Origin of the sequence: Burkholderia semiarida (assembly GCF_029268935.1) — a bacterium.
Lineage (GTDB): Bacteria > Pseudomonadota > Gammaproteobacteria > Burkholderiales > Burkholderiaceae > Burkholderia > Burkholderia semiarida.
This window is the reverse complement of the sequence record NZ_JAHLCL010000008.1, coordinates 1449371-1474277: the sequence shown is the minus strand read 5'-3', so window position 1 is coordinate 1474277 and position 24907 is coordinate 1449371. Positions and strand designations below refer to the sequence as shown.

Genomic DNA, 24907 nt, shown 5'->3' with positions numbered 1-24907 from the left:
GAAGCAATGAGTGTCATCGACAAACGCGAACGCGACCGCACCGCGGCGTTCGCCGCGCTGCTCGGGCAGTTTCCCGAACAGCGTTGCGAAGCCGGCGCGGCGGGCACGATCGGCTACCGTGAGGCCGGCGCGCGGCAGGCGGGCCGCGCGCTGCCCGCCGTGCTGCTGCACGGGATCGGCTCGGGCGCCGCATCGTGGGTGTGCCAGCTCGATACGCTCGGCGCATCGCGCCGCGTGCTCGCGTGGGATGCGCCGGGTTACGGCGTGTCGACGCCCGTGCACGGCGCGTCGCCAGCCGCCGCCGATTACGCGGCATCGCTGAACGCGTGGCTCGAGGCACTCGGCATCGAACGCTGCGTGCTGGTCGGTCATTCGCTCGGCGCGATCATCGCGGGCGGTCTCGCCCGTATGATGCCCGCGCGGATCGCCGGCCTGCTGCTGGTGTCGCCCGCCGGCGGCTACGGCAGCGCACCGGCCGACACCCGCGAATCGCGCCGCGACGCGCGGCTCGCGATGCTCGCGGAACTCGGCCCGGCCGGGCTCGCCGAGCAGCGCAGCGGCAACATGGTGTCCGGTTTCGCGAACGAGGAGGCGCGGGCGTGGGTGCGCTGGAACATGGCGCGCATCGTGCCGGCCGGCTATGCGCAGGCCACGCATCTGCTTGCGAACGCCGATCTCGCGGCCGATCTCGCCGGCTTTCGCGGCCGCACGGCCGTGGCCGTCGGCGCGCACGATGCGATCACGCCGCCCGCCGCGTGCGAGCGGATCGCCGCGGCCGCGCGTGTCGGGCTGCAGGTGATTCCGCAGGCCGGGCATGCCGGTTATGTGGAAGCGCCGTCCGTCTATTCCGCATTGATCGAAGGTTTCTGCCGGCAGTGCGATGCGCAGTGGGGGCTGGCATGAGCGAACCGCTGCAACAAAACGAATCCGACAACGCGAAGGCCGAAGCCAGCTACGTGGTGCCGGGCCTCGAACGCGGGCTGCGGATCCTCGCCGAATTCTCGCCGCGCGAGCCCGTGCTCGGCGCGCCCGAGTTGTCGAAGCGACTCGGCATTCCGCGCACGACGGTGTTCCGTCTGCTGCAGACGCTCGAATCGCTCGGCTTTCTCGAACGCGCGGACAAGGATCGCAACTACAAGCTCGGCATCGCGGTGCTGCGGCTCGGCTTCGAATACCTGAGTTCGCTGGAGCTGACCGATCTCGGCCTGCCGGTGATCGAGAGCCTGCGCGATGCGACCGGCTTCACGACGCACATCGTGATTCGCGACGGCCGCGACGTGGTGTTCGTCGCGAAGGCGCAGAGTCAGTCGCCGGTGTTCAGCTCGATCCGCGTGAACGTCGGCACGCGGCTGCCCGCGCATGCGACGACGCACGGCCACGTGCTGATGGGCGACCTGTCGCTGAAGGAACTGCATGCGCTGTATCCGGAACGCGTGCTGAACCGGATGACGAGCGCGACGCCGGAAACGGTCGACGCGCTGTACGACGTGATCCGCGAGGACGCACTGCGCGGCTACGGCGTCAGCAATTCGTCGTTCGAACGCGGGATCTCGGTCGTCACGGCGCCGGTACGCAACGAGACGCAGAAGATCGTCGCGTGCATCACGGTGACGGTGCCGAGGCCGGAGATCGACGCGACGCTGATCGCGGACGGGCTGATCGACAAGGTGCAGCGCGCGGCGGCGGAATTGTCGCGACGGCTCAATTACCGCTCGGATGACGAGCACACGTTCATGAAAGCTTTAGGACTGAAATGAGACCCCCACGCATGCTTCGCACGCTGCCCCCCGACGGGGCGATCAATCTTCTTGGGGCGGCCCGGCGAGGACTGACGACATGATTGAGATCGATCTGACCGGGCAGGTGGCGGTGGTGACGGGCGGTTCGTCCGGCATCGGCCTCGCGACCGCCGAACGGTTCCTGCAGGCGGGCGCGTCGGTCGCGATCTGCGGCCGCGACGGCGAGCGCCTCGCCCGCGCCGAAGCGATGCTGCGCGACAAGTACGCAGGCGAACGACTGCTGGCCGCGCGCTGCGACGTGCTCGACGAAGCCGACGTGACCGCATTCGCGCAAGCGGTGTCCACGCGTTTCGGCCGTGCCGACATGCTGGTCAACAATGCAGGCCAGGGCCGCGTGTCGACTTTCGCCGATACGACCGACGACGCCTGGCGCGAAGAACTCGAATTGAAGTACTTCAGCATCATCCGTCCGACGCGCGCCTTCCTGCCGCTGCTGCGCGATGCGGCCGCGCCGACGATCACCTGCGTGAACTCGCTGCTCGCGCTGCAGCCGGAGCCGCACATGGTCGCGACGTCGTCGGCGCGCGCCGGCGTGCTGAGCCTCGTGAAATCGCTCGCGACCGAACTGGCGCCGCAGCGCATCCGCGTGAACTCGATCCTGATCGGCATCGTCGAGTCGGGGCAGTGGCGCCGCCGCTACGACACGCAGGCGCAGCCCGGCGAAAGCTGGGAAGACTGGACGGGCGCGCTCGCCCGCAAGAAGAACATTCCGCTGAATCGCTTCGGCAAGCCCGACGAGGCCGCCTGGGCACTTTTTTATCTCGCAACGCATCTGTCGTCCTACACGACGGGCAGCCATATCGACGTTTCTGGAGGCTTTGCACGCCATGTCTAAAAAAACCACGGTTGGCGAGCTGATTGCCGCCTTTCTCGAGCAGTGCGGCGTGAAAACCGCGTTCGGCGTCATCTCGATCCACAACATGCCGATCCTCGACGCGATCAACTCGCGCGGCAACATCCGCTATGTCGGGGCGCGCGGTGAAGCCGGCGCGCTGAACATGGCCGACGGGCTGGCCCGCGTGTCGGGCGGGCTCGGCGTCGCGTTCACGAGCACGGGCACGGCGGCCGGCAATGCGGCCGGCGCGATGGTCGAGGCGCTGACGGCCGGCACCGCGCTCCTGCACGTGACCGGGCAGATCGAGACGCCGTATCTCGACCGCGATCTCGCGTACATCCACGAAGCGCCCGACCAGTTGTCGATGCTCGACTCGATCTCGAAGGCCGCGTTCCGCGTGCGCACCGTCGAAACCGTGCTGCCGACGATCCGCGAAGCCGTGCGCATCGCGCAGACCGCGCCGACGGGCCCCGTGTCCGTCGAGATTCCGATCGACATCCAGGCGGCCGAAATCGAATGGCCGGAAGACCTCGCACCCGCCCACGTCGCGGTGCGCGAGCACGACACCGCGCGCGTCGCGAAGCTTGCCGACGCACTCGCGGCCAAGCGCCGCCCGCTGCTGTGGCTCGGCGGCGGCGCGCGCCATGCACGCGAGGAAGTCGAACGCCTCGTGAAGCTCGGCTTCGGTGTCGTGACGAGCGTGCAGGGCCGCGGCGTGCTGCCGGAAGATCACCCGGCGACGCTCGGCGCGTTCAACGTGCATGCGTCGGTCGAAGCGTTCTACAAGACCTGCGACGCGCTCGTCGTGGTCGGCTCGCGCCTGCGCGGCAACGAGACGCTGAAGTACAAGCTCGCGCTGCCGCAGCCGCTGTTCCGCGTCGATGCCGACGCGCTCGCCGACAACCGCGGCTATCGCAACGAACTGTTCGTGCATGGCGATTCGAAGCGCGTGCTGGCTGAACTGGCCGACCGCCTCGAAGGCCGGCTGTCCGTCGATCCGCAATTCGCGGCCGATCTCGCGGCGGCCCGCGAAGACGCGGTGGCCGACGTGGCGAAGGGCCTCGGGCCGTACAAGAAGCTCGTCGATACGCTGCAGGGCGCCGTCGGCCGCGACTACAACTGGGTGCGCGACGTGACGATCTCGAACAGCACGTGGGGCAACCGCCTGCTGAAGATCTTCGAGCCGCGCTCGGGCGTGCATGCGCTCGGCGGCGGCATCGGCCAGGGCATCCAGATGGGCATCGGCGCGGCGCTCGCGGGCGCCGCGGCGAAGACGGTCTGCCTCGTCGGCGACGGCGGCCTGATGGTCAACGTCGGCGAACTGGTCACGGCCGTGCAGGAAAACGCGAACGTGATGATCGTGCTGATGAACGACCAGTGCTACGGCGTGATCCGCAACATCCAGGACGCGCACTACGGCGGCCGCCGCTGCTTCGTGCAACTGCACCAGCCGGATTTCGCGCAGTTCTGCGCGAGCTTCGGCCTCACGCACTACCGGATCACGTCGCTCGACCAGGCCGAGGCGATCGTGCGCGAAGGGATCGCGAAGGAAGGGCCGGTGATGGTCGAGGTCGACATGCTGTCGGTCGGCTCGTTCGCGTCCGCCTTCGCGGGCCCGCCGGTGAAGCAGGAAGCGCCGACGGAGCGCCAGTATGCATAACGGGCAAAAGCGGGCGCACGCCCCGGTCGACATCGCGATGATCGGCTTCGGCGCGATCGGCGCGGCCGTGTACCACGCGGTCGAGCACGATGCGTCGCTGCGCGTCGCGCACGTGATCGTGCCGGAACACCAGCGCGACGCGGTACAGCGTGAGCTCGGCGGCGCGGTGGAGGTCGTGTCGTCGGTCGACGCACTGGCCCGCCGCCCCGAGTTCGCGCTCGAATGCGCGGGCCACAGCGCGCTCGTCGATCACGTCGTGCCGCTGCTGAAGGCCGGCACCGACTGCGCGGTCGCGTCGATCGGCGCGCTGTCCGATCTCGCGCTGCTCGACGTGCTGTCGCAGGCCGCCGACGAAGGCGGCACGACGGTGACGCTGCTGTCGGGTGCGATCGGCGGCATCGACGCGCTGGCGTCCGCGAAGCAGGGCGGCCTCGACGAAGTGCTGTACGTCGGCCGCAAGCCGCCGCTCGGCTGGCTCGGCACGCCGGCCGAGGCACTGTGCGACCTGCACGCGATGACCGAAGAGAAGGTGATCTTCGAAGGCACCGCGCGCGACGCCGCGCGGCTCTATCCGAAGAACGCGAACGTCGCGGCGACGGTCGCGCTCGCGGGCCTCGGGCTCGACGCGACCCACGTGCGCCTGATCGCCGATCCGGCGGTCGCGCGCAACGTGCATCGCATCACCGCGCGCGGCGCGTTCGGCGAGATGTCGCTGGAAATGAGCGGCAAGCCGCTGCCCGACAACCCGAAGACGTCCGCGCTGACGGCGTACAGCGCGATCCGCGCGCTGCGCAACCGCGCGGCCCGCTGCGTGATCTGACCGGACCATCGAGCGTTCGCCCGCGCCACGGCGAGGGCGGATGCGCAGAGACAGATTTGTGGGATTGGTGACATGACTTCTTTCGATACGAGCCTCGTGCCCGACGGCAACATCCTGATCGGCGGCGAGTGGCGGCGCGGCCGTGGCGCGCCTTACACGAGCATCTATCCGGCCGACCAGACGGTGAACATGGAAGTGTCGACGGCGAACGCGGAAGACGCGGCCGACGCCGTCGCGGCCGCCGACGCCGCATGGCGCCGCGCCGACTGGGCCGGGCTCAAACCGCACCAGCGCGCGCAGGTGCTGTACCGCGTCGCGGACCTGATCATGCAGCGCCACGAAGCGCTCGCGCACCTGCAGCGCCGCGACAACGGCAAGCCGATCGGCGAGACGCGCGTGCTGGTGGCCAGCGCCGCGAACACGTTCCGCTATTTCGCGGCCTGCCTCGAAACGCTCGACGAAGAACTGACGCCGTCGCGCGGCGATTACCTGACGATGAGCGTGTACGAGCCGATCGGCGTGATCGCGGCGATCACGCCGTGGAATTCGCCGATCGCGTCCGACGCGCAGAAGCTTGCGCCGGCGCTGGCCGGCGGCAACGCGGTGGTGCTCAAGCCGGCCGAGGTCACGCCGCTCGTGTCGCTCGCGCTGGCGCGCATCTGTGAGGAAGCCGGCGTGCCGAAGGGCGTGCTGAGCGTGCTGCCGGGCAAGGGTTCGGTGATCGGCGACGTGCTCGTGCGCCATCCGCTGGTGAAGAAGGTGTCGTTCACCGGCGGCACCGAGGTAGGCCGCGGCATCGCGCGCATCGCGGCCGAGAAGCTGATGCCCGTGTCGCTCGAACTGGGCGGCAAGTCGCCGACGATCGTGTGCGACGACGCCGATCTCGATCACGCGGTCAACGGCGTGCTGTACGGGATCTTCAGCTCGTCGGGCGAGGCGTGCATCGCCGGGTCGCGGCTGTTCGTGCAGCGCGCGGTGTACGACGCATTCATGCAGCGCCTGGTGGCCGGCGCGCGCAAGCTGCGCGTGGGCGACCCGACGCGGCCCGACACGCAGATGGGCCCGCTGATCACCGCGAAGCATCGCGAGTCGGTGGAGCGCTACGTCGCGCTCGGGCTGGAAGAAGGCGGCCGCCTGCTGTGCGGCGGCGAGCGGCCGACGGGCGACGGGCGCGAGCACGGCTTCTTCTATCAGCCGACGATTCTCGAGGGCTTGCCGAACAGCGCACGCATCTGCCAGGAGGAAATCTTCGGGCCGGTGCTGGTCGCGATGCCGTTCGACGACGAAGCGTCGCTGATCGCACAGGCGAACGACAGCGTGTTCGGCCTCGCGGCCGGCATCTGGACGCGCGACTACAAGCGCGCGTGGCGCATCGCGCGGGCGCTGGAGACGGGCACCGTGTGGATCAACACGTACAAGCTGTTCTCGATCTCCACGCCGTTCTCGGGCTGGAAGGAGAGCGGGATGGGGCGCGAGAAGGGGCGTCTCGGCATCCGCGAATACATGCAGCAGAAGAGCCTCTACTGGGGCTTGAACGACGCGCCGCTGCCGTGGGCGAACTGAGCGAAGGGGAATGACGCAATGAGCATCTTGGGAATCGAGCAGATCACGTACGGTGTCGACGACCTCGCCACCTGCCGGCGCTTTTTCGCCGACTGGGGCTTGAAGGAAGTCGCGCACGACGACACCCGCGCCCGTTTCGAAACGCTGAACGGCTGCACCGTGCTGGTCGTGCGGGCCGACGATCCGTCGCTGCCGCCCGCATTCGAAGCCGGCCCGACGCTGCGTGAAGTCACGTGGGGCGTCGCGACGCGGCAGGAACTCGACGCGCTGCGCACGAAGCTCGCCGGCCAGCCCGGCTATTACGCGCAGGAGGATGCGGTCGGCTGCATCGATCCGAACGGGATGGCGATCCGCGTCGAAGTCACGCGCAAGCGCGCACTCGACATCACGGGCTCGCCGTCGAACGTGTGGGGCCAGACGCTGCGCGTCGACCAGCCGAGCCCGATCTATGCGCGCGCGGAGCCGGTCGAGGTCGGGCACGTCGTGTTCTTCACGAACTGCCTCGACGCGCAGGAAACGTTTTATCACGAACTGCTCGGCTTCGAGACGTCGGACCGTTACCCGGGCCGCGGCGCGTTCATGCGCTGCGCGCCGCACGGCGGCCATCACGACCTGTTCCTGCTCGCGCTGCCGAATGGAAAACGCGGCCTGAACCACGTCGCGTTCACCGTGCGCGACATCCACGAAGTGTTCGGCGGCGGCATGCACATCGACCGCTGCGGCTGGCAAACGCAGCTCGGCCCGGGGCGTCATCCGGTGTCGTCCGCGTACTTCTGGTACTTCCAGAACCCGGCCGGCGCATTGATCGAATACTACGCGGACGAGGACGTGCTGACACCCGAGTGGCAGCCGCGCGAATTCGAGCCGGGCCCGACCGTGTTCGCCGAATGGGCCGTCGACGGCGGCCTCGACGGCAACACGCGCCGGCAGAAGAACGCGAAGGCGCCGGAAGGCAAGTTCATGACGGAGCGCAAATCGTGAGCGAAACGAACTCGCAGGAATCGGCCGCGCCGGGCACGGTCGTCGTGATCGGCGGGGGCCAGGCCGCCGGCTGGGTGCTGAAGACGCTGCGCGCGGAAGGCTTCGCGGGCCGCCTCGTGATGATCGCCGACGAGCCGCACTTGCCGTACGAGCGCCCGCCGCTGTCGAAGGCCGTGCTGGCCGGCGACGCCGACATCGAAACCGTGCGCGTCGTGCGCCCCGACGAATTCGATGCGCTGAGCGTCGAAGCGTGGCAGCCGGAACGTGCGGCGTCGATCGATCGCGCGCGCCGCGTGGTGAAGACCGAAAGCGGCCGCGAGATCGCATACGACCGGCTCGTGATCGCGACCGGCGGCACGTCGCGCCGCTTGCCCGATGCGCTCGTCAACACGCCGAACCTGCATTACCTGCGCACGCTCGACGAAGCGGCCGCGCTCGGCGAGAAGCTGCGCGCGAGCCGGCGCGTGCTCGTGATCGGCGGCGGCTGGATCGGCCTCGAAGTCGCGGCAACGGCGCGCAAGCTCGGCGTCGATGCGATCGTGGTCGAAGGTGCGCCGCGCCTGTGCGGCCGTTCGGTGCCGCAGATCGTGTCGGACTTCCTGCTCGACCTGCATCGTTCGAACGGTGTCGAGGTGCGGACGGGCGCGGCGCTCGCGTCGCTCGACCCGCTGCCGGATGACGCGTCGAAGGTACGCGCGACGCTTGCCGACGGCACGACGATCGATGCCGATTTCGCGGTGGCCGGCATCGGCCTCGCGCTGAACGTGTCGCTCGCGAGCGATGCGGGGCTCGCGATCGACGACGGCATCGTCGTCGACGAATACGGCGCGACCAGCGATCCGGCGATCTTCGCGTGCGGCGACGTCGCGAACCATCACAACGGCTGGCTGAAGCGGCGCGTGAGGCTCGAATCGTGGGCCAACGCGCAGAACCAGGCGATCGCGGCGGCGAAGGCCGTGCTCGGCGTACGCGCGCCGTATGCGGAGATTCCGTGGTTCTGGTCCGATCAGTACGACGTGAACCTGCAGATCCTCGGCGATCTGCCGGCCGATGCGCAGCTCGTCGTGCGCGGCGATCTCGCCGCGCGCCGTGCGACGCTGTTTTTCGTTGGCGACGGGCATGTGAGAGGTGTCGTCGCGGTGAACAACGCGCGTGAGTTGAAGCTCGCGCGCAAGTGGATGAACCAGGGCCGGGCGGTGGATACGGAAGCTCTGGCAGACACGACCCAGGCGCTTGCCTGACCGGTCCAACCCGGAAAGAGATCCAGGAGATACCCCGCATGAGCACTTTCGACAACGTCGTGGCCGGCAGGGCCACGATGGAAGCTGCCGCCGCCACGCCCGGTGCGATCATCGCGCGGCTCGAGCGGCTGCCGGCCAACGCGATGCAGATCCGCGCGCGCGTGCTGATCGGCACCGCGACGTTCTTCGACGGCTTCGACGTGATCACGATCGCGGCGACGCTGCCGCTGCTGATTCATAAATGGGGGCTGTCGCCGACGCAGATCGGCATGCTGATCGCGTCCGGCGCGATCGGCCAGTTGATCGGCGCATTCCTGTTTCCCGCGCTCGCGGAAAAGCACGGCCGCGTGAAGGCGATTGCGTGGAGTTCGGCGGTGATCGGGATCACGAGCATCGCGTGCGGCTTCGCGCCGACGTTCGAGGTGTTCGTGCTGCTGCGGATCCTGCAGGGGCTCGGGCTCGGCGGCGAATTGCCGGTCGCCGCGACGTACATCAACGAGATCACGCGCGCGCATGGCCGCGGCCGCTTCGTGCTGCTGTACGAGATCGTGTTCCCGATCGGCCTGCTCGTGTCGATGGCGCTCGGCGCCTGGCTCGTTCCGCGCTTCGGCTGGGAGATCATGTACTTCGTCGGCGGGCTGCCGCTGCTTCTGTCGCTCGTGCTCACGCATCTCGTGCCGGAGTCGCCTCGCTGGCTCGCGTCGCGCGGGCGGCTCGCGGAAGCCGGGCGTGCGGTCGGCGCGTTCGAGGAATCGGTGCGCGGCGAGTTGCCGCCGGCCACGCAGGCGGCCGCGTTCGACGAGATGGTGCGTCAGCATCCGAAGCGCAGGATGAGCGACCTGTTCAGCGCCGCGTATCGCAAGCGCACGCTCGCGGTGGCGACGCTGTGGGCGACCTGCGGCTTCATCCAGTACGGGCTGTCGACCTGGCTGCCGACGATCTACAAGAACTTCTATCACGCGCCGCTGCAGCTCGCGTTGAACCTCGCGGTGATCGGCTCGGTGATGGGCGTGCTCGGGTCGCTGGCCTCCGCGCTGCTGGTCGACAAGCTCGGCCGCAAGCCGGTGATCGTGTGGTCGTTCGTGCTGTGCGCGCTGTCGCTGGCGTTCGCGGGCATCTATCACGCGTCGTCGGTGTATGTGGTCGCGACTTTCTGCTCGCTGTCGCTCGGGCTGATGGCGTCGGGCTTCATTACCGCGTACGTCTATACGCCGGAGCAGTATCCGACGAGCATCCGCGCGTCGGGCTGCGGGCTCGGCAGCGCGTGGCTGAAGATCGCGTCGTTCGCGGCGCCGATGATCGTGCCGCACGCGATCATCGGCGGGAACCTCGCGCCGGCGTTCTACCTGATCGGCATCGTGCCGCTGATCGCGGCGGCGACCGTGCACTTCGTCGGGATCGAGACGAAGGGGAAGGTGCTGGAGGCGCTCGAGGCGTAAGCGTGGCCGGCAGTCACGGTCCAGGTACTCGGGCCCGGGAGATGTTCCCCGGGCCCTTTTATTTCGCCGCGGTCCGTCGTTCCATGTGGAGCGCTGCCAACCGGCGCCATGGTTGCCGCACGGCTCACGTGTTCTAATTCACGGTCCCGATTTTCATCAGACCGTCGCCATGCCCCTATTCGAACCCGTCACGCTGAATACCTCCCGCCTCGTCCTGCGGCCGCTTCGCGACGCCGACGCACACGCTTTCTTCGAGATCTGGTCCGATGCGGAGGCGATGCGCTACTTCTCGTTCTCGCCGATGACGCAGCTCGAACAGGCCGAGGAGCGCATCGCGCGCAACGTGCAGACCGCCGCGAGCGGGGAGAGCCAGACTTGCGTGCTCGAACTGCGGGAGACTGGCGAAGCGCTCGGCGAATGCGCGCTGTTCCATGCGAACGCGCAGTGCCGGCGCGCGGAGATCGGCTTCAGCCTGCGGCGCAGGTTCTGGGGCGGCGGATACATGCGCGAAGCGGCGACGGCCGTGATCGATCATGCCTTCGCCACGCTGCGACTGAACCGCCTCGAAGCCGATATCGATCCGCGCAATACCGCGTCGGCGCGGCTGCTCGAACGGCTCGGCTTCGTGCGGGAAGGGCTGCTGCGCGAACGCTGGATCGTCGGCGACGAAGTGTCGGACAGTGCGCTGTACGGGTTGCTGGCGCGCGATCGACGCTGATGCTGTGGCGGCAGCGGATTACTTCGCGGCAGGAGCGATCGCGCACGCGTCGATGCAACGACGCGGGGTCATCGGGTTCGGGCCGCCAGGTGCGATTCGACGGCCGGCCGGTAAGGTTGCATTCACAACTGCGCGAGCCAGCCCTCGACCTTGTCTTTCCCGCGCAGCGTTGCAACCCATCGGTCGGGCAACGCCTGTTCGCCGTACAGCCCGCCGGCGAGGCCGCCGGCGATGGCCGCCGTCGTATCCGTGTCGTTTCCGAGCGCGATCGCGCGCTTCACGCAGTCCTCATAGCTGCCCGTCGACAGCAGGCAATGGATCGCCGACCAGAAACTGTCGACCACATAACCCGATCCTTGCGGCGCGTCGAAGCGGCCGTCGAGCACGATCTTCAGTTCGATTTCGTCAGCCGTGCCTTCGTAGCGCGCGAGCAGTTCGTTCTCCGCTGCGCGCACCGCATCGGGTGCGGGCTGGCCATCGACGATCCTCAGCGCCGTCAGGCAATAGAGCGCGCAGCAAAGCTGCGAACGCATGTGACCGTGCGTGACGACGCTCTGCTTGTACGCGAGCCGGATCGCGTCGTCGCGCGACGCGGCGACCATCGCGACGGGGAAGCAGCGCATCAGCGAGCCGTTGCCGTTGTCGCGCTCCTCGCGGGGCCCGGCCTCCGCGGGCGCGGCGCCGGCCGCCAGCGCATGGAACGCGCGTTGCGTCTGCAGGCCGACGTCGAATACGCGGCCGTCGGGCGTGAATGCGCCGCGATGAAACCAGTCCAGCAGGTTGCCGGCGAACGTATCCAGATTCAGGTCGTGCTCGCGCAGCAGTGCGTCGAGCAGCGCGAGCGCCTGCGCACCGTCGTCGCTCCAGGTGCCGGGCGGTACGCCGCCGTGCGCGCGAGCGAAGCCCGGCGGCGGGGTCATGTCGATCGCGGCAGGCGGCGGGATCGACGCGGCGTCGTGGAATTCATACGGCACGCCGAGCGCGTCGCCGATCAGCAGGCCCAGCAGGCCGCCGCGCAGGCGGGATCGTCGGTTCGGAATCGTTGTCATCAAGGCGAATTCGGGTTGGGGCGGCTTGCGTCGCGGAAGACCGTGCACAAGACCTCGAACTGAGCCCCGTCATTATGCCGTCGCCGCCAATTGGTGTCCCTTTCGGACTGTTCGCCGGGCGCCTTCGCGCGGTGGCGGCCGCAGTCGTCGTTGAAACGACCCGCGACGATTACGTCAATACTCGTCCGGCCGCCACGTCGGCAGGCACTTCGCGCTCCAGTGCCTTGGCGGCGAGTTCCCCGACCCAATCCGCATCGGTAGGATCGACGACGCCATATTGGTCCGGCGGAAAAAAAGCATGGTGGTGAGCCGCCGCAGCCAGGCGCTCACATTCGGCGTGAGACAGCAGACAGGACGTCACGGTCAATGGCGCCGCCGGTCCACTCCATCTCAATCCGATGCGGATATGGGTGCGTGGTGCAAAGGCGATTGCCAATTCTCGCCGCGGGATCAATCGTTTCGTCTCCGAGGGGAGCGTTGGCGGTCCGTACCAATTGTCTGCCGCAATTCGATGATCCAGCACCAGCCAATGGCCGACGGACGTTCGGGCCAGGATCCACTGCCTTACTCGGGCCCTGCCGGGTTTGAGCTTGCCGTCGATCCATTCCTCGACGTAGACGGGTTCCGGATCGTAGTCGTCCGACCACACGACGATTGCCGAACTTAGCGTATGGCGCTCCAATTCGACATGCCCGTTGGACGGCATTTCGCGCCAGTACCGCTGTCGGGTACCGTACGTCGCGACGCACCAGTTCAGGCCGATCCACGCTGCGATGAAGAGCGCCGTGACCCATATGACGGTGACGGCTGTTTCGCCGACCGCACGATCCATATCAAAGGCCGGATCGACCATTCCGCGGTATGCAAGCATACCCAGCAGATACGCGAGTATCGGGATCGCAGGCCCAACTACGACCGGCACCACCAGAATGGCGAGCCAGCTTCGGACATGCACGATCGCCGCCGACTTGGCGCGCGCACGCTCCTCATCGCTCATCGCCGCGACTTCCCGCGCGGGAATGTCGTCGCTCGGGGTGTGGAACCGCTCATACGTATTCTGGCATTTGGGCATTCGACGGGGCGTTCGCTGAAAGAGGGCGATATAGCAGGGATTTCCTCGAGGAACTGATTCTTGCATACGTCAGGGTCGGTTCTCAGACGGATGCATGTGCGTTCCGTACGAAAAACAAGACCGATGCGCTGCGGTCGGTGCGAAACCATGCGGCAGGGGCCCGTATGCGCAGGTGGCCCAAAGTCGAACGGTAGCGGATGAAACGACGCAGGGAAGACAACGACGCGCTGGGATTGTCGCGAGCGGATGACTTGCCGGATTCACCGGGCGAACGTACGCTTGGTCGATATCACGGTCCACCCACAGGTTCTCGACCATGCAAGCTCGTCCTCTGCGTCTTTCCCCCGGCGACGATCTGCGCGGCGCGATCGAGCTGGCGTTGCGCCGCCACGATTCGCACGCGGCCTTCGTGATCCAGGGCATCGGCAGCCTGAGCGTCGCGCAGTTGCGTTTCGCCGGCGCCGATCAGCCGACCGAGCTGCGCGGCGACCTCGAAATCCTGACGCTGGCCGGCTCGGTGTCGCCGGACGGCGCGCATCTGCATATGTCGATCTCGGATGCAGCCGGCCGCGTGACGGGCGGCCACGTCGCGAGCGGCTGCGTGGTGCGCACGACGGCCGAGATCCTGCTCGCGCTGCTGCCCGCGCATCGTTTTTCGCGCGAGCCCGATGCGGACACCGGTTTCAACGAACTGGTGATTCGCAGCGCGCCTTCGTGAGCGGGGTGACGACGCCGCATCGACACCGCGATGCGCCGATCGCTGCGTCCTTTCCGCCCGCATAAAAAAGGCGCCGCGGCCATTCGGCCTGCGGCGCCTTGCGGTGCGCGGCGACGTCGACCACCCGCCGCCGCCCGGTTGCGCGCTTAGATCTGCACGGTGTCGGCGACTTCCTTGAAGTCCTCGATCTGGTCGAAGTTCATGTACTGATAGATCTTGTCGCCGTTCGCGGTGAGCACGCCCATGTCAGCCATGTACTCTTCCTTGGTCGGGATCTTGCCCAGACGCGAGCAGATCGCCGCCAGTTCCGCCGAGCCGAGGTACACGTTCGTGTTCTTGCCGAGGCGGTTCGGGAAGTTGCGGGTGGACGTCGACATCACCGTCGCGCCTTCGCGCACCTGCGCCTGGTTACCCATGCACAGCGAGCAGCCCGGCATTTCGGTGCGTGCGCCGGCCGTGCCGAACACGCCGTAGTGGCCTTCTTCCGTCAATTGCTTCTGGTCCATCTTGGTCGGCGGCGCGACCCACAGCTTGACCGGAATGTCGCGCTTGCCTTCCAGCAGCTTCGACGCGGCGCGGAAGTGACCGATATTGGTCATGCACGAGCCGATGAACACTTCGTCGATCTTCGCACCGGCGACGTCGGACAGCGTCTTCACGTCGTCCGGATCGTTCGGGCACGCGACGATCGGCTCGTGGATGTCGGCGAGGTCGATTTCGATGACGGCCGCGTATTCGGCGTCGGCGTCCGGCGCGAGCAGTTGCGGGTCGGCCAGCCACTGTTCCATCGCCGCGATACGGCGCTGCAGGCTGCGCGGATCCTGGTAGCCCTGCGCGATCATCCACTTGAGCAGCGTGATGTTGCTGTTCAGGTATTCGATGATCGGCTCCTTGTTCAGGCGCACCGTGCAACCGGCGGCCGAACGCTCCGCCGACGCATCCGACAGCTCGAACGCTTGCTCGACCTTGAGGTCGGGCAGGCCTTCGATCTCGAGAATGCGGCCCGAGAAGATGTTCTTCTTGCCTTGCTTCGCGACCGTCAGCATGCCTTGCTTGATCGCGTACAGCGGAATCGCGTTGACGAGGTCACGCAGCGTGACGCCCGGCTGCATCTTGCCCTTGAAGCGGACCAGCACCGATTCCGGCATGTCGAGCGGCATCGTGCCGGTGGCGGCCGCGAATGCGACCAGGCCCGAGCCCGCCGGGAAGCTGATGCCGATCGGGAAGCGCGTGTGCGAATCGCCGCCGGTGCCGACGGTGTCGGGCAGCAGCATGCGGTTCAGCCACGAGTGGATCACGCCGTCGCCCGGGCGCAGCGCGATGCCGCCGCGCGTGCTGATGAAGTTCGGCAGCGTCTGGTGCGTCTTCACGTCGACCGGCTTCGGGTATGCGGCGGTGTGGCAGAACGACTGCATCACGAGGTCGGCCGAGAAGCCGAGGCACGCGAGGTCCTTCAGTTCGTCGCGGGTCATCGGGCCGGTGGTGTCCTGCGAGCCGACCGAGGTCATCTTCGGTTCGCAGTACGTGCCCGGGCGCACGCCCTGGCCTTCCGGCAGACCGCACGCGCGGCCGACCATCTTCTGCGCGAGCGAGAAGCCCTTGCCGCTGTCGGCCGGCTGGTGCGGCAGGCGAAACAGCGTCGACGGCGGCAGGCCGAGCGCTTCACGCGCCTTCGCGGTCAGGCCGCGGCCGATGATCAGCGGAATGCGGCCACCGGCGCGCACTTCGTCGAACAGCACGTCGGACTTCACCTGGAATTCGGCGATGACCTTGCCGTCCTTCAGCGCCTTGCCTTCGTACGGGCGCAGTTCGACCACGTCGCCCATGTTCATCTGCGACACGTCGAGCTCGATCGGCAGCGCGCCGGCGTCTTCCATCGTGTTGTAGAAGATCGGGGCGATCTTGCCGCCGAGGCACACGCCGCCGAAGCGCTTGTTCGGCACGAACGGGATGTCCTCGCCGGTGAACCACAGCACCGAGTTGGTGGCCGATTTGCGCGAGGAGCCGGTGCCGACCACATCGCCGACGTACGCGACCAGGTGGCCCTTTTCCTTCAGCGATTCGATGAACTTGACGGGGCCGCGCTTGCCGTCTTCTTCCGGCGTGATGCCCGGGCGCGCGTTCTTCAGCATCGCCAGCGCGTGCATCGGGATGTCGGGGCGGGTGGTGGCGTCCGGCGCCGGCGACAGGTCGTCGGTGTTGGTTTCGCCCGTGACCTTGAAGACGGTGATGGTCAGGCTTTCCGGCACTTCCGGACGGCTCGTGAACCATTCGGCATCGGCCCAGCTCTGCAGCACGGCCTTCGCGTGCGCGTTGCCCTTGTCGGCGAGTTCCTTCACGTCATGGAACTGGTCGAACATCAGCAGGGTTTTCTTCAGCGCGTCGGCGGCGACCGCGGCGACGGCTTCGTCGGACAGCAGCTCGATCAGCGGCTGGATGTTGTAGCCGCCGAGCATCGTGCCGAGGAGTTCGGTCGCGCGCGCCCGCGAGATCAGCGGACAGGCGGTCTCGCCCTTGGCCACGGCGGCCAGGAAGCCGGCCTTCACGCGGGCGGCTTCGTCGACGCCGGCCGGCACGCGATGGGTGATCAGGTCGAGCAGCGTCTGCTCTTCGCCGGCGGGCGGGTTCGTCAGCAATTCGACCAGTTCGGCGGTTTGCTGAGCCGTCAGCGGCAGGGGAGGAATACCGAGCGCGGCGCGGGCGGCCACGTGAGCACGAAAGTTTTCAAGCATGGGGAGACCTGCTGATATTGCGTTGGAGGGGAAGGCCTTGCCGGCACTCCGGGGCTATTCCAGGCACTGCTTTGAGCGGGATTCTAGTCTCAATGGTCTGGAACGTCAAATGTCTTATGTCTTATATAAGACTTAGGGGTGGGAAAGACGGGGCGCGGCCGTATGGCGCAGCCGGCCTTGTCGGGCGGATGCTGGGGTGTCGGTTCAGGTCCGCCGGTGTCGCACATATCTGCACAAGCGCGCAGGAAACGGTACACACCGGGCGCGTTCGGGCCGCTACGCTTGCTGTCACGCGGCTTGCATCGAGTGTCGGAACGGGAGGCGGGGGTCGTCGCGCGCCTGTCGATTCGCCCCGGGCGGCAGCGATTCCCTTGACTCCGGCGATCCACCACATGCGCTCCAGAGACGCGATTTTCCTGATGATGGCGCTCGTCGCGTCGCCGGCCGTTCACGCGGCCGCGCCCGGCGACGAAACGCGGGATCCGGCGAGCCGGCCGGTCGCGCTGGTCTATCGCGGTCCTGCCGCGTGCGAAGGGTGCGCCGAAACCATCGCCAGACGCCTGCGGGAATCGGCCCACCGGTTCCGGGTGATCTATGTGGGGCCGGCGGAAAAGCTCAAGATCACGCCCGCGGCGCTGGCCGGTGCGGCGCTCTACGTGCAGCCCGGCGGCGGGCAGGACATTCCCGGCGCGGCAGCCAGCATCGGCCGAAACGAAATGCGGGCCGTGCGGCGATACGTAGCGAACGGCGGCCGATATCTCGGACTGTGCATGGGCGCCTACTTGGCCGGCGCGCAGGGTTTCGGGCTGGTTGCCGGCGATATCGACGCCGAGGTCGGCCGGCCGGGTTCGACGCTTCACGGCATCGCCGACACGGTGACGCCGGTCGTCTGGCGCGGGAAAAAGCGCTGGATCTACTTTCAGGACGGCGCGAGGCTCCCGGTCGCGCCGATCGGCTCCGGCGGGACCGTGCTGGCGATCTACCCGAACAAGGACATCGCGGCTGCCACGTACCGCTACGGCAAAGGGCGCGTCGGCCTTGCCGGTCCGCATCCGGAGGCCGATGAAAGCTGGTATCGCCAGAATGGTCTCGCGAACCCGGACGGCGTGGTGCCGGACCTGGCCTACGACCTGATCGACGCGACGATGAAGCCTTAGCGGAGGAGCCGCGGCGCGCGTGGTTTATCGCCGTTTGGCGCGATACGCGTCGAGATTCTTCCGCGCCTGCGCGCGGATCGCGCGCTGCATGAAAGGCGTCCAGCCGAGCAGCGCGCCTTTCATCCCGAGCGCCTGACGCGCCCAGCGCCACAGGTCGAAATGGTCGCGATGCTCGACGATGCGTCCGTCGCGAAACCGGAAGCGCGCATCGATCCGGTTGACCACCATTCGGCCGGTCGCGGCGAACCGGTAATGCGCGCTCCACTGCGCGCGCCCGGCCTGGCCGTCCGCGGCGACTTCGCCGAACGTCAGCGAGAATTCCTGCGCCCGCGCGACCAGCATCCGCCACATGTCGCGCGCGAGTTCGCCGCGCAGTTCGCCGAACGCGGGATCGCTGAACACGATGTCGTCGGCATAGCACGCGAGCATCGCATCGATGTCGCGCTGCTGAAAGGCCGTGTAGAAGCGCTGGATCAACGCGGTGTTCGGATCGGTCATGTCGGGTATGAGTGCGCCGGGAGGCGGGTGGTGACGTTCGTCGAAACGTCGAACGGAAAAGCGGCGGCGGGCAGCGCGAGCCGACGCCCGCGCGAGCCACGTCGGGCGCGGCCGGCTCAGGCGCGGCTGGTTTGCCGCCGGATGATACGCGTCAGCGGGCCGCCATCGCAACGTCCTGGCTGCTGCGTCCCGTCACCAGGCAGCCCGACATGAAGGCCTCGCTCTGGCTGCCGGCGGCGGCTTCGCCGAAGCCGCGGCCGAGCGCATCGGCCTTCACTTGCGCGGCGCCTTGCTCGCATGCGAGCGGGCTGGCGTCGCGGCCCTGCGCGTGCAGGATCGCGCGATCGCCGATGAGATAGGCCAGCAGCGCGAAAACAGCGATATGTACGGCTCGTCTCATGGTTCGTCTCCTCGTCGCTCAAGCGTAACGCGGACACGTCCGACGAAGCACTTGGGGCTTCCCCCGGTAAACGTCTGCTGAAAGCGGTGGCGGGGCAGGGCGATCCCGTCCTGTTTTTCCGCCGTTGCTGGGGAGGCGGGCAATGCGCGCGAGTTTGACGAATGTCAGGGTGCGGGCGGGCGACGGCGGTCGCGCGGCCGTTCAAAGCGATAGCATGAATGCATGATTTGACGGAACGCGATGCGGGGGCGACCCATCGGGTCCGGCAAGCAGGCAAATGTTGAATATCGCTGTCGAAATAGTGAGGAATCCAAATGTTGAACGTCTCTTCCGTCCTGATCAGTCTTGCCCCGATGTGGGCCATCCTGCTGCTGGCTTCTTCGGCGGCCGCCTATTTCGTGTTCTGGCGCAAGGCCATCAAATAAACGCTGCGCGACAGCGTGCGCCCGGGGCGCACGCGTCACGCCCCGTTGCCGTCATTGCACCGCCGTCACCGGCACATTCGAAATCCGCATCAGCCGGCCCATCACGCTGCGCCGAAACACCGACATCAGCGCGTGCAGCGGATCGTGCCGCGGCGCGACCACCACGATCTCGTCGCAACCGGTTTCGGTCGCCACGGCCGCGATCGTGTCGGCCACCGGGCCGACCTTCACCTCGACGGTGTATTTGACGCCGGCCTCCTTCAGAATCCGCTCTGCCATCGCCAGATCGCCGGCCGCGAATTTTTCTTCGATCGCGCGCAACCGCGACAGCGGGTGATAGGCCTCGAGCCGCGTGGATTCGAGCGGCGCCTGCACGTTGATGAGCACGACCTCCGATGCGCAGCGCTCGCGATACAGGAATGTCGCGTGGCGAACCGCCTGAAGCGAGCGCGGCGAATGGCCGACCGGAACCAGCAGCTTGAGCATGGGCGATATCCAGGGAACGAGATGCTTCCAGCGTAGCGCGCGGCCGGGCCGGGCCATCTAAAGAGATCGCGCGGCCGCGTAAAAATGTCGTTAACGGGCGCCGGCACATGACGCGCCTATTAGAAATATAAGAAATTTAAATTTATGCGCATAAACGATTTCATCGGGCGTGGCGGCCTGGGCAGCGCGGCGTCGGGCGCCCGGATTTAGTCGAATCCTCAATGAATCGCGACGGAAAATATCGGAGGTCGAGCATCCGGCGTCACGTAGAGTAGAGCATCGGCCGCGGCGCGACCGTCTCCCGGCGGGCATGGGAGCGAGCGCCGTCGAGCCTTCCATTCCGATTCCAGGAGACCTCGCATGCCGCACGGCGCCCCGCAGTTTCTCGCTCCCGCTTCCATTTCCGTCGATCCGATCGTGCGCTTGTCGGCCGGCGAGCTCGCGGCGGCGATCCGCAGCAAGGCGGTTTCGTGCGTCGAGACGATGCGTGCGTATCTCGATCACATCGAGCGTGTGAACGGCGCGGTCAACGCGATCGTCGCGCTGCGCGAGCCCGATGCGCTGCTGGCCGAAGCCGCGGAAAAGGATGCGGCGCTGGCGCGTGGCGAGTACCGCGGCTGGCTGCACGGGATACCGCAGGCGCCGAAGGATCTGGCGATGACGAAGGGGCTGCGGACGACCTACGGCTCGCCGATCTTCCGCGAGAACGTGCCGCAGGCCGATTCCGTCGGCGTCGCGCGAATGCGGGCGGCGGGTGCGATCTTCATCGGCAAGACCAATACGCCGGAGTTCGGGCTCGGTTCGCACACGTTCAACGAGGTCTACGGCGCGACGCGCAACCCGTACGACCTGACGAAGAGCGCGGGCGGCAGCAGCGGCGGCACGGCGGCCGCGCTCGCGTCGCGGATGCTGCCGGTGGCGGACGGCAGCGATTTCGGCGGCTCGCTGCGCAATCCGGCCGCGTTCTGCAACATCGTCGGCTTCCGTCCGTCGCAGGGCCGCGTGCCGCGCTGGCCGGGCGTCGACGTGTTCATGCAGCAGCTCGGCATCGAAGGGCCGATGGGGCGCACCGTCGGCGACGTCGCGCAACTGCTCGCGATCCAGGCCGGCTACGACCGCAACGATCCGCTGTCGCTCGCGGAGGATCCGGCCGTGTTCGCACAGCCGCTCGACGCGGATCTGCGCGGCAAGCGCATCGCGTGGGTCGGCGACTGGAACGGCTATCTCGCGACCGAGGCCGGCGTGCTCGCGCAGTGCGAGCATGGGCTGGCGGCGCTGCGCGAGATCGGCTGCGACGTCGATGCCGCGCTGCCGGCGTTCGCGCCCGACCGGATCTGGCGCCTTTGGCTCACGCACCGGCACTTGCTGTCGGGCGGCGGGCTGCTCGCGCACTATCGCGACCCGGCGCGCCGCGCGCTGCTGAAGCCCGAGGCGATCTACGAGGTCGAAGGGCTGCTCGCGATGCAGGGCGCGGCCGTGTTCGACGCGAGCGTCGAACGCACCGCGTGGCATCAGGCGGTGCTGAGCTTCTTCGATCGTTACGACTTCATCGCGGCGCCGACCGCGCAGGTATTCCCGTTCGACGTCGAACAGCGCTGGCCGCAGGAGATCGCGGGGCGCGCGATGGACACGTACCACCGCTGGATGGAAACGGTCGTGCCGTGGACGCTCGCCGGCTGCCCGGTGATCAACGTGCCGGTCGGCTTCAACGACGCGGGATTGCCGATGGGGATGCAGCTGATCGGGCGTCCGCGCGCCGATCTCGCCGTGCTGCAGCTTGCGCACGGCTACGAGCAGGCGGCCGACTGGGTGGCGCGGCGCGTGCCGGCATGGATGGCGGCGTGATACCGCGGCCGGCGGGTGGCCGGTAGGCGGGTGACGAAACGGGCGGCGGCGAGCTGCCCGTTTCGTTTTGCATCGTTCGACTTGAAGCTCGCCGGCGCAGGCGGGAGCCGGCATTCATTGATGCAACCGGAGAAAGAATCGCAACGCGTGCACGGCATCGCGCGGCAAACGTACGCGAATCCGCGCGACGGGGCCCGTCGGTCGCCGAATTGCAAGCGGCGGCGCGGCGTGATTTCGTTTCGATGTGTTTCAGTCGTTGCGGCGGCGCGCGACGCGCTTCGACAATATTGCCTCGATCATTCGGGCACGAGGGAAACACATGAAGCACATTCGCGCGACGGGCCGGCATCTGGCCTCGGCAGGCATCGCATTCGGCATCCTGGTGAGCGGCGCCGCCCACGCGCAGCTCGACCTGCAGTCGATCGGCGCGTCGCTGCTCGGCGGCGGGCAGCAGCAGGCCGCGCCCGCGCAGGGCGGTGTCGCGCAGTTGCTGCAGGCCTATGTCGGCGCGAACCGGCAGGTGCTGAACGGCCAGTCGTCGCTCGCGTCGGCGATGGGGCTGACGGGGGCGGCCGGGCAGGCGCAGCAGGCCGCGAGCCAGTTGTCCGGCGGCGATGCGCTGTCGCCGGCCACGCTGTCGCAGATGGGCGGTGCGCAGCAATCGGTGTCGCAGGCGCTCGGCCAGGCGTTCGCGAGCGGCGGCGCCACGCACGGCCCGATCGACAAGCAGGCGTTCAGCAACGGCCTCGCCTCGCTCGGGCAGGGGCTCACGCAGTATTCGCAACTGCAGTCGGGGCTCGGCAATCTCGGCTCGACGAGCGCGGCGTCGCTGCTGCAATCGGGCCTCAATCCGCAGAACATGCAGGCTGCGACGTATATCGCGCAAAGCGCGCCGGGCCAGTTGCAATCGCTCGCGGCGACGCTCAGCCAGGCCGTGCAGTTCGCGACGAGCCAGGGCATTTCGGTGCCGTCGGTCGCGTCGTCCGCGCTGAAGCTGCTGCCGTAACGTCACGCGGATGCGTGCGCGATGCGTCGCCGGCATCGCGCGCGCCGACCACGAACGATCGTCCCGCCCAACATGGGGATTTCGCGCGATGCTATCGTGGCGTGTTCCTTTTATCGGTGCCGGTTCATGACTGACTCGTTCGACCTCTCGCGCTATTTCTCCCGCATCGGCTACGACGGCCCGGCCGAGCCGACGCTCGACGTGCTGCGCCGCCTGCACCTGCTGCATCCGCAGGCGATTCCATTCGAAAACCTCAATCCGCTGACCGGCGCGCGCGTCGCGCTCGACCTGCCCGCGATCGTCGACAAGTTGATCGAGCGCCGCCGCGGCGGCTACTGCTTCGAACTCAACAAGTTGTTCTACACCGCGCTCACGACGATCGGCTTTCGCGTGACGCCGCTGATCGCGCGCGTGCGCTGGATGCGGCCGCCCGAAATCGTGACCGCGCAGACGCACATGCTGCTGCGCATCGACCTCGACGGCGCGGCGTGGCTCGCGGACATCGGCTTCGGCAGCGCGACGCTGACCGCGCCGCTGCGCTTCGCGCCGGGCGAGCGGCAACTGACGCCGCACGGCGCGTTTCGTGTGGTCGACGCACCGGTCGACGGCGAATTCGACATGCAATTCGAAATTCCCGACGGCTGGCAGACGACTTACCGCTTCTCGCTGAAGCCGGCCGAATGGATCGATTACGAAGCCGCGAACTGGTTCACGTCGACGTATCCCGAATCGATCTTCGTGAACGACCTGATCGCGTGCCGCGTGCTGCCGGACGGCCGCGCGGCGCTGCTCAATACCGTGCTGACGCTGCGCGACGCGGCGGGGGCCGGGCGCACGATCGCGTTCGACAATGCAGCCGACTGGGCCGCGTGCCTGCGCGACACGATCGGCATCGATACGGCGGGATTCGATCTCGACGCGCTGTTCGTGCGGCTTGCGGCGCGCGCTGCGCGGTAACGCGGACGCACGACATCCGACGGCGGCTCGCACATGGGCCGCGATCATCCCGCCATCGTCCTCCGTTGACTTTTGCTAGATTGCTAGCATACTAGTATCCATGACCGACGAAGAAGTGAAGCAATTCAACGTGTACCTGCCGCTCGGCCTGATCCGGCAGGTCAAGCATCGCGCAATCGAGACGGAGCAATCGCTGTCCGCGCTGGTGGCCGACGCGTTGCGCGCGTATCTGGCCGCGCCGCCGCCCGGCGCGGAGCCGTCCAACAAGGAGGAGTGACATGTCGTCCGAACGGATCGAAGCTGTGTACCTGACCACGCACAACTGGGGCAAGTCGGCGAAGTTCTTTCAGGCGCTGGGCTTCAGGCTGGAATTCGAAACCGATCACCAGTCGGGCCAGTTGCGCAGCGGCGACGGCCCGTTCCTGTTCATCGCCGAAGTGCCGCCGAGCGAAAAGCCCGACATGCAGGTCGTCATCAAGGTGGCCGACGAGCAGGCGGTGCAGCCGCAGCCGATCGTCGATGTCGTCACCCCGTTCGAGGACACGCACTGGGGCACGCGCGACATGACCGTGCGCGATCCGGACGGTCGCGTGTGGCGCCTGCAGGCGCCGGGCAAGCAGGGCGCATGAGGTCGACATGACGGATATCCGCGAAGACGACGCACCCGACAGCACGGCCGCGCGTGTCGCGCTGTGGCGCGCGCTGCACGTCGAACTCGACGCGCCGCCGCATGTGCTCGCCGACGAGATCGGGTTGCAATTGCTCGCGCCGGCACCCGGCTGGCAGCAGCGCGGCGACATGGATCCGCAGTTCACGCGGCCGTTTCGTGCGTCGATCGTCGCGCGAGCGCGCTTCATCGAGGACCTCGTGGCCGAGCAGGTCGCGCGCGGCGTGAGCCAGTACGTGATCCTCGGCGCGGGGCTCGACAGTTTCGTGCAGCGCCGGCCGGACATGGCGTCGCGCGTGACCGTATTCGAAGTCGACCAGCCGGCGCCGCAGCGCTGGAAGCAGCGGCGCCTCGTCGAACTCGGCTTCGGCGTGCCCGACTGGCTGCGCTTCGTGCCGGTCGATTTCGAAGCGAAGCAGTCGTGGCGCGACGCGCTCGTCGGCGCGGGCTTCGATGCGGGCAAACCGGCGGTCGTGGTGTCCACCGGCGTCAGCATGTACCTGACGCGCGAAGCGAATGCGGCCGCGCTGCGCGAAGTCGCATCGCTCGCGCCCGGTTCGACGTTCGCGATGACGTTCCTGTTGCCGCTGGACAATGCGGATCCGGACGTGCGCCCGGGGATGGAAATGGCCGCGAAGGGCGCGCACGCGAGCGGCACGCCGTTCATCAGCTTCTTCATGCCGGACCAGATCCAGGCGCTCGCCCTGGAGGCCGGCTTCGCGAAGGCGGAACACGTGTCGGCCGCCGAGCTGACGCGGCGTTATTTCGCCGCGCGCACGGACGGCCTGCGGCCGCCGAACCGCGCGGAAGAATTGCTCGTCGCGACGGTCTGACCCGTC

24 protein-coding genes are annotated in these 24907 nt (G+C 67.8%); 18 read left to right on the top strand and 6 right to left on the bottom strand.

Features of this window, described 5'->3' with window-relative positions; genetic code table 11:
* Nucleotides 1-6 precede the first annotated feature (6 nt).
* From KPB06_RS29850 to KPB06_RS29805, 10 genes are all read left to right on the top strand, one after another.
* Nucleotides 7-903 (top strand): alpha/beta fold hydrolase, encoded by an 897-nt coding sequence (locus KPB06_RS29850; RefSeq protein ID WP_059584884.1) that lies wholly within the window; start codon nt 7-9, stop codon nt 901-903.
* Nucleotides 900-1757: an IclR family transcriptional regulator gene (locus tag KPB06_RS29845; protein ID WP_059609058.1), complete on the top strand. Its 858-nt coding sequence runs from the start codon at nt 900-902 to the stop codon at nt 1755-1757. Before KPB06_RS29850 ends, KPB06_RS29845 begins: the two co-directional genes overlap by 4 nt.
* A 79-nt stretch (nt 1758-1836) precedes the next feature.
* Nucleotides 1837-2634, top strand: a complete 798-nt coding sequence (locus tag KPB06_RS29840) for an SDR family oxidoreductase (RefSeq protein ID WP_059584886.1) — start codon at nt 1837-1839, stop codon at nt 2632-2634.
* Entirely contained in the window at nt 2627-4294 is a 1668-nt protein-coding gene (locus KPB06_RS29835; protein ID WP_099317602.1) for a thiamine pyrophosphate-binding protein, read from the top strand. The genes KPB06_RS29840 and KPB06_RS29835 overlap by 8 nt, the downstream gene beginning before the upstream one ends.
* Entirely contained in the window at nt 4287-5114 is an 828-nt protein-coding gene (locus KPB06_RS29830) for an aspartate dehydrogenase (RefSeq protein WP_124859980.1), read from the top strand. Before KPB06_RS29835 ends, KPB06_RS29830 begins: the two co-directional genes overlap by 8 nt.
* A gap of 72 nt (nt 5115-5186) precedes the next feature.
* Nucleotides 5187-6677, top strand: coding sequence for an aldehyde dehydrogenase (locus tag KPB06_RS29825; RefSeq protein ID WP_275905770.1), 1491 nt, complete (start codon nt 5187-5189; stop codon nt 6675-6677).
* A gap of 18 nt (nt 6678-6695) precedes the next feature.
* Nucleotides 6696-7658 (top strand): VOC family protein, encoded by a 963-nt coding sequence (locus KPB06_RS29820; protein ID WP_060968756.1) that lies wholly within the window; start codon nt 6696-6698, stop codon nt 7656-7658.
* Nucleotides 7655-8899 (top strand): NAD(P)/FAD-dependent oxidoreductase, encoded by a 1245-nt coding sequence (locus KPB06_RS29815; RefSeq protein ID WP_275905771.1) that lies wholly within the window; start codon nt 7655-7657, stop codon nt 8897-8899. The genes KPB06_RS29820 and KPB06_RS29815 overlap by 4 nt, the downstream gene beginning before the upstream one ends.
* A 38-nt stretch (nt 8900-8937) precedes the next feature.
* Nucleotides 8938-10338: an MFS transporter gene (locus KPB06_RS29810; protein WP_059639668.1), complete on the top strand. Its 1401-nt coding sequence runs from the start codon at nt 8938-8940 to the stop codon at nt 10336-10338.
* 169 nt (nt 10339-10507) lie between these two features.
* Nucleotides 10508-11056 carry a GNAT family N-acetyltransferase gene (locus KPB06_RS29805; RefSeq protein WP_124859988.1) on the top strand — a complete coding sequence of 183 codons (549 nt, stop codon included), beginning with the start codon at nt 10508-10510 and terminating at the stop codon, nt 11054-11056.
* A 122-nt stretch (nt 11057-11178) separates the two neighbouring features.
* On the opposite strand, the gene KPB06_RS29800 is transcribed toward KPB06_RS29805, so the two are convergent.
* Nucleotides 11179-12105, bottom strand: coding sequence for an ADP-ribosylglycohydrolase family protein (locus KPB06_RS29800; protein WP_226231299.1), 927 nt, complete (start codon nt 12103-12105; stop codon nt 11179-11181).
* 169 nt (nt 12106-12274) lie between these two features.
* A complete protein-coding gene (locus tag KPB06_RS29795) occupies nt 12275-13177 on the bottom strand; it encodes a hypothetical protein (RefSeq protein WP_226223123.1) in 903 nt (300 codons plus the stop codon).
* 316 nt (nt 13178-13493) lie between these two features.
* On the opposite strand from KPB06_RS29795, the gene KPB06_RS29790 reads away from it, so the two are divergent.
* Nucleotides 13494-13895, top strand: a complete 402-nt coding sequence (locus tag KPB06_RS29790) for a PPC domain-containing DNA-binding protein (RefSeq protein WP_275905772.1) — start codon at nt 13494-13496, stop codon at nt 13893-13895.
* A 146-nt stretch (nt 13896-14041) separates the two neighbouring features.
* Here KPB06_RS29790 and acnB read toward each other — a convergent pair whose 3' ends face one another.
* On the bottom strand, nt 14042-16627 hold the full coding sequence (acnB, locus tag KPB06_RS29785) for a bifunctional aconitate hydratase 2/2-methylisocitrate dehydratase (RefSeq protein WP_059584897.1): 2586 nt from the start codon (nt 16625-16627) through the stop codon (nt 14042-14044).
* Between the two features lie 392 nt (nt 16628-17019).
* Here acnB and KPB06_RS29780 point away from each other — a divergent pair, with 392 nt between their 5' ends.
* Nucleotides 17020-17784 carry a BPL-N domain-containing protein gene (locus KPB06_RS29780; protein WP_275905773.1) on the top strand — a complete coding sequence of 255 codons (765 nt, stop codon included), beginning with the start codon at nt 17020-17022 and terminating at the stop codon, nt 17782-17784.
* Nucleotides 17785-17808: 24 nt separating this feature from the next.
* Here KPB06_RS29780 and KPB06_RS29775 read toward each other — a convergent pair whose 3' ends face one another.
* From KPB06_RS29775 to KPB06_RS29765, 3 genes are all read right to left on the bottom strand, one after another.
* On the bottom strand, nt 17809-18282 hold the full coding sequence (locus KPB06_RS29775; RefSeq protein ID WP_059584899.1) for a nuclear transport factor 2 family protein: 474 nt from the start codon (nt 18280-18282) through the stop codon (nt 17809-17811).
* Nucleotides 18283-18433: 151 nt separating this feature from the next.
* Complete coding sequence (locus KPB06_RS29770) at nt 18434-18682, bottom strand: hypothetical protein (protein WP_059584900.1); 249 nt, start codon at nt 18680-18682, stop codon at nt 18434-18436.
* Between the two features lie 476 nt (nt 18683-19158).
* Complete coding sequence (locus KPB06_RS29765; RefSeq protein ID WP_059584901.1) at nt 19159-19593, bottom strand: universal stress protein; 435 nt, start codon at nt 19591-19593, stop codon at nt 19159-19161.
* Nucleotides 19594-19953: 360 nt separating this feature from the next.
* Between KPB06_RS29765 and KPB06_RS29760 the strand changes: the two genes are divergently transcribed.
* From KPB06_RS29760 to KPB06_RS29735, 6 genes are all read left to right on the top strand, one after another.
* Nucleotides 19954-21438, top strand: coding sequence for an amidase (locus KPB06_RS29760; RefSeq protein ID WP_275905774.1), 1485 nt, complete (start codon nt 19954-19956; stop codon nt 21436-21438).
* Nucleotides 21439-21757: 319 nt separating this feature from the next.
* On the top strand, nt 21758-22444 hold the full coding sequence (locus tag KPB06_RS29755; protein ID WP_275905775.1) for a hypothetical protein: 687 nt from the start codon (nt 21758-21760) through the stop codon (nt 22442-22444).
* 126 nt (nt 22445-22570) lie between these two features.
* Nucleotides 22571-23401 (top strand): arylamine N-acetyltransferase family protein, encoded by an 831-nt coding sequence (locus KPB06_RS29750; RefSeq protein WP_275905776.1) that lies wholly within the window; start codon nt 22571-22573, stop codon nt 23399-23401.
* A 100-nt stretch (nt 23402-23501) separates the two neighbouring features.
* On the top strand, nt 23502-23678 hold the full coding sequence (locus tag KPB06_RS29745; protein WP_059639659.1) for a ribbon-helix-helix protein, CopG family: 177 nt from the start codon (nt 23502-23504) through the stop codon (nt 23676-23678).
* Nucleotide 23679: 1 nt separating this feature from the next.
* A complete protein-coding gene (locus KPB06_RS29740) occupies nt 23680-24030 on the top strand; it encodes a VOC family protein (protein ID WP_059584906.1) in 351 nt (116 codons plus the stop codon).
* A 7-nt stretch (nt 24031-24037) separates the two neighbouring features.
* Nucleotides 24038-24901, top strand: a complete 864-nt coding sequence (locus tag KPB06_RS29735; RefSeq protein ID WP_275905777.1) for a class I SAM-dependent methyltransferase — start codon at nt 24038-24040, stop codon at nt 24899-24901.
* Nucleotides 24902-24907 lie beyond the last annotated feature (6 nt).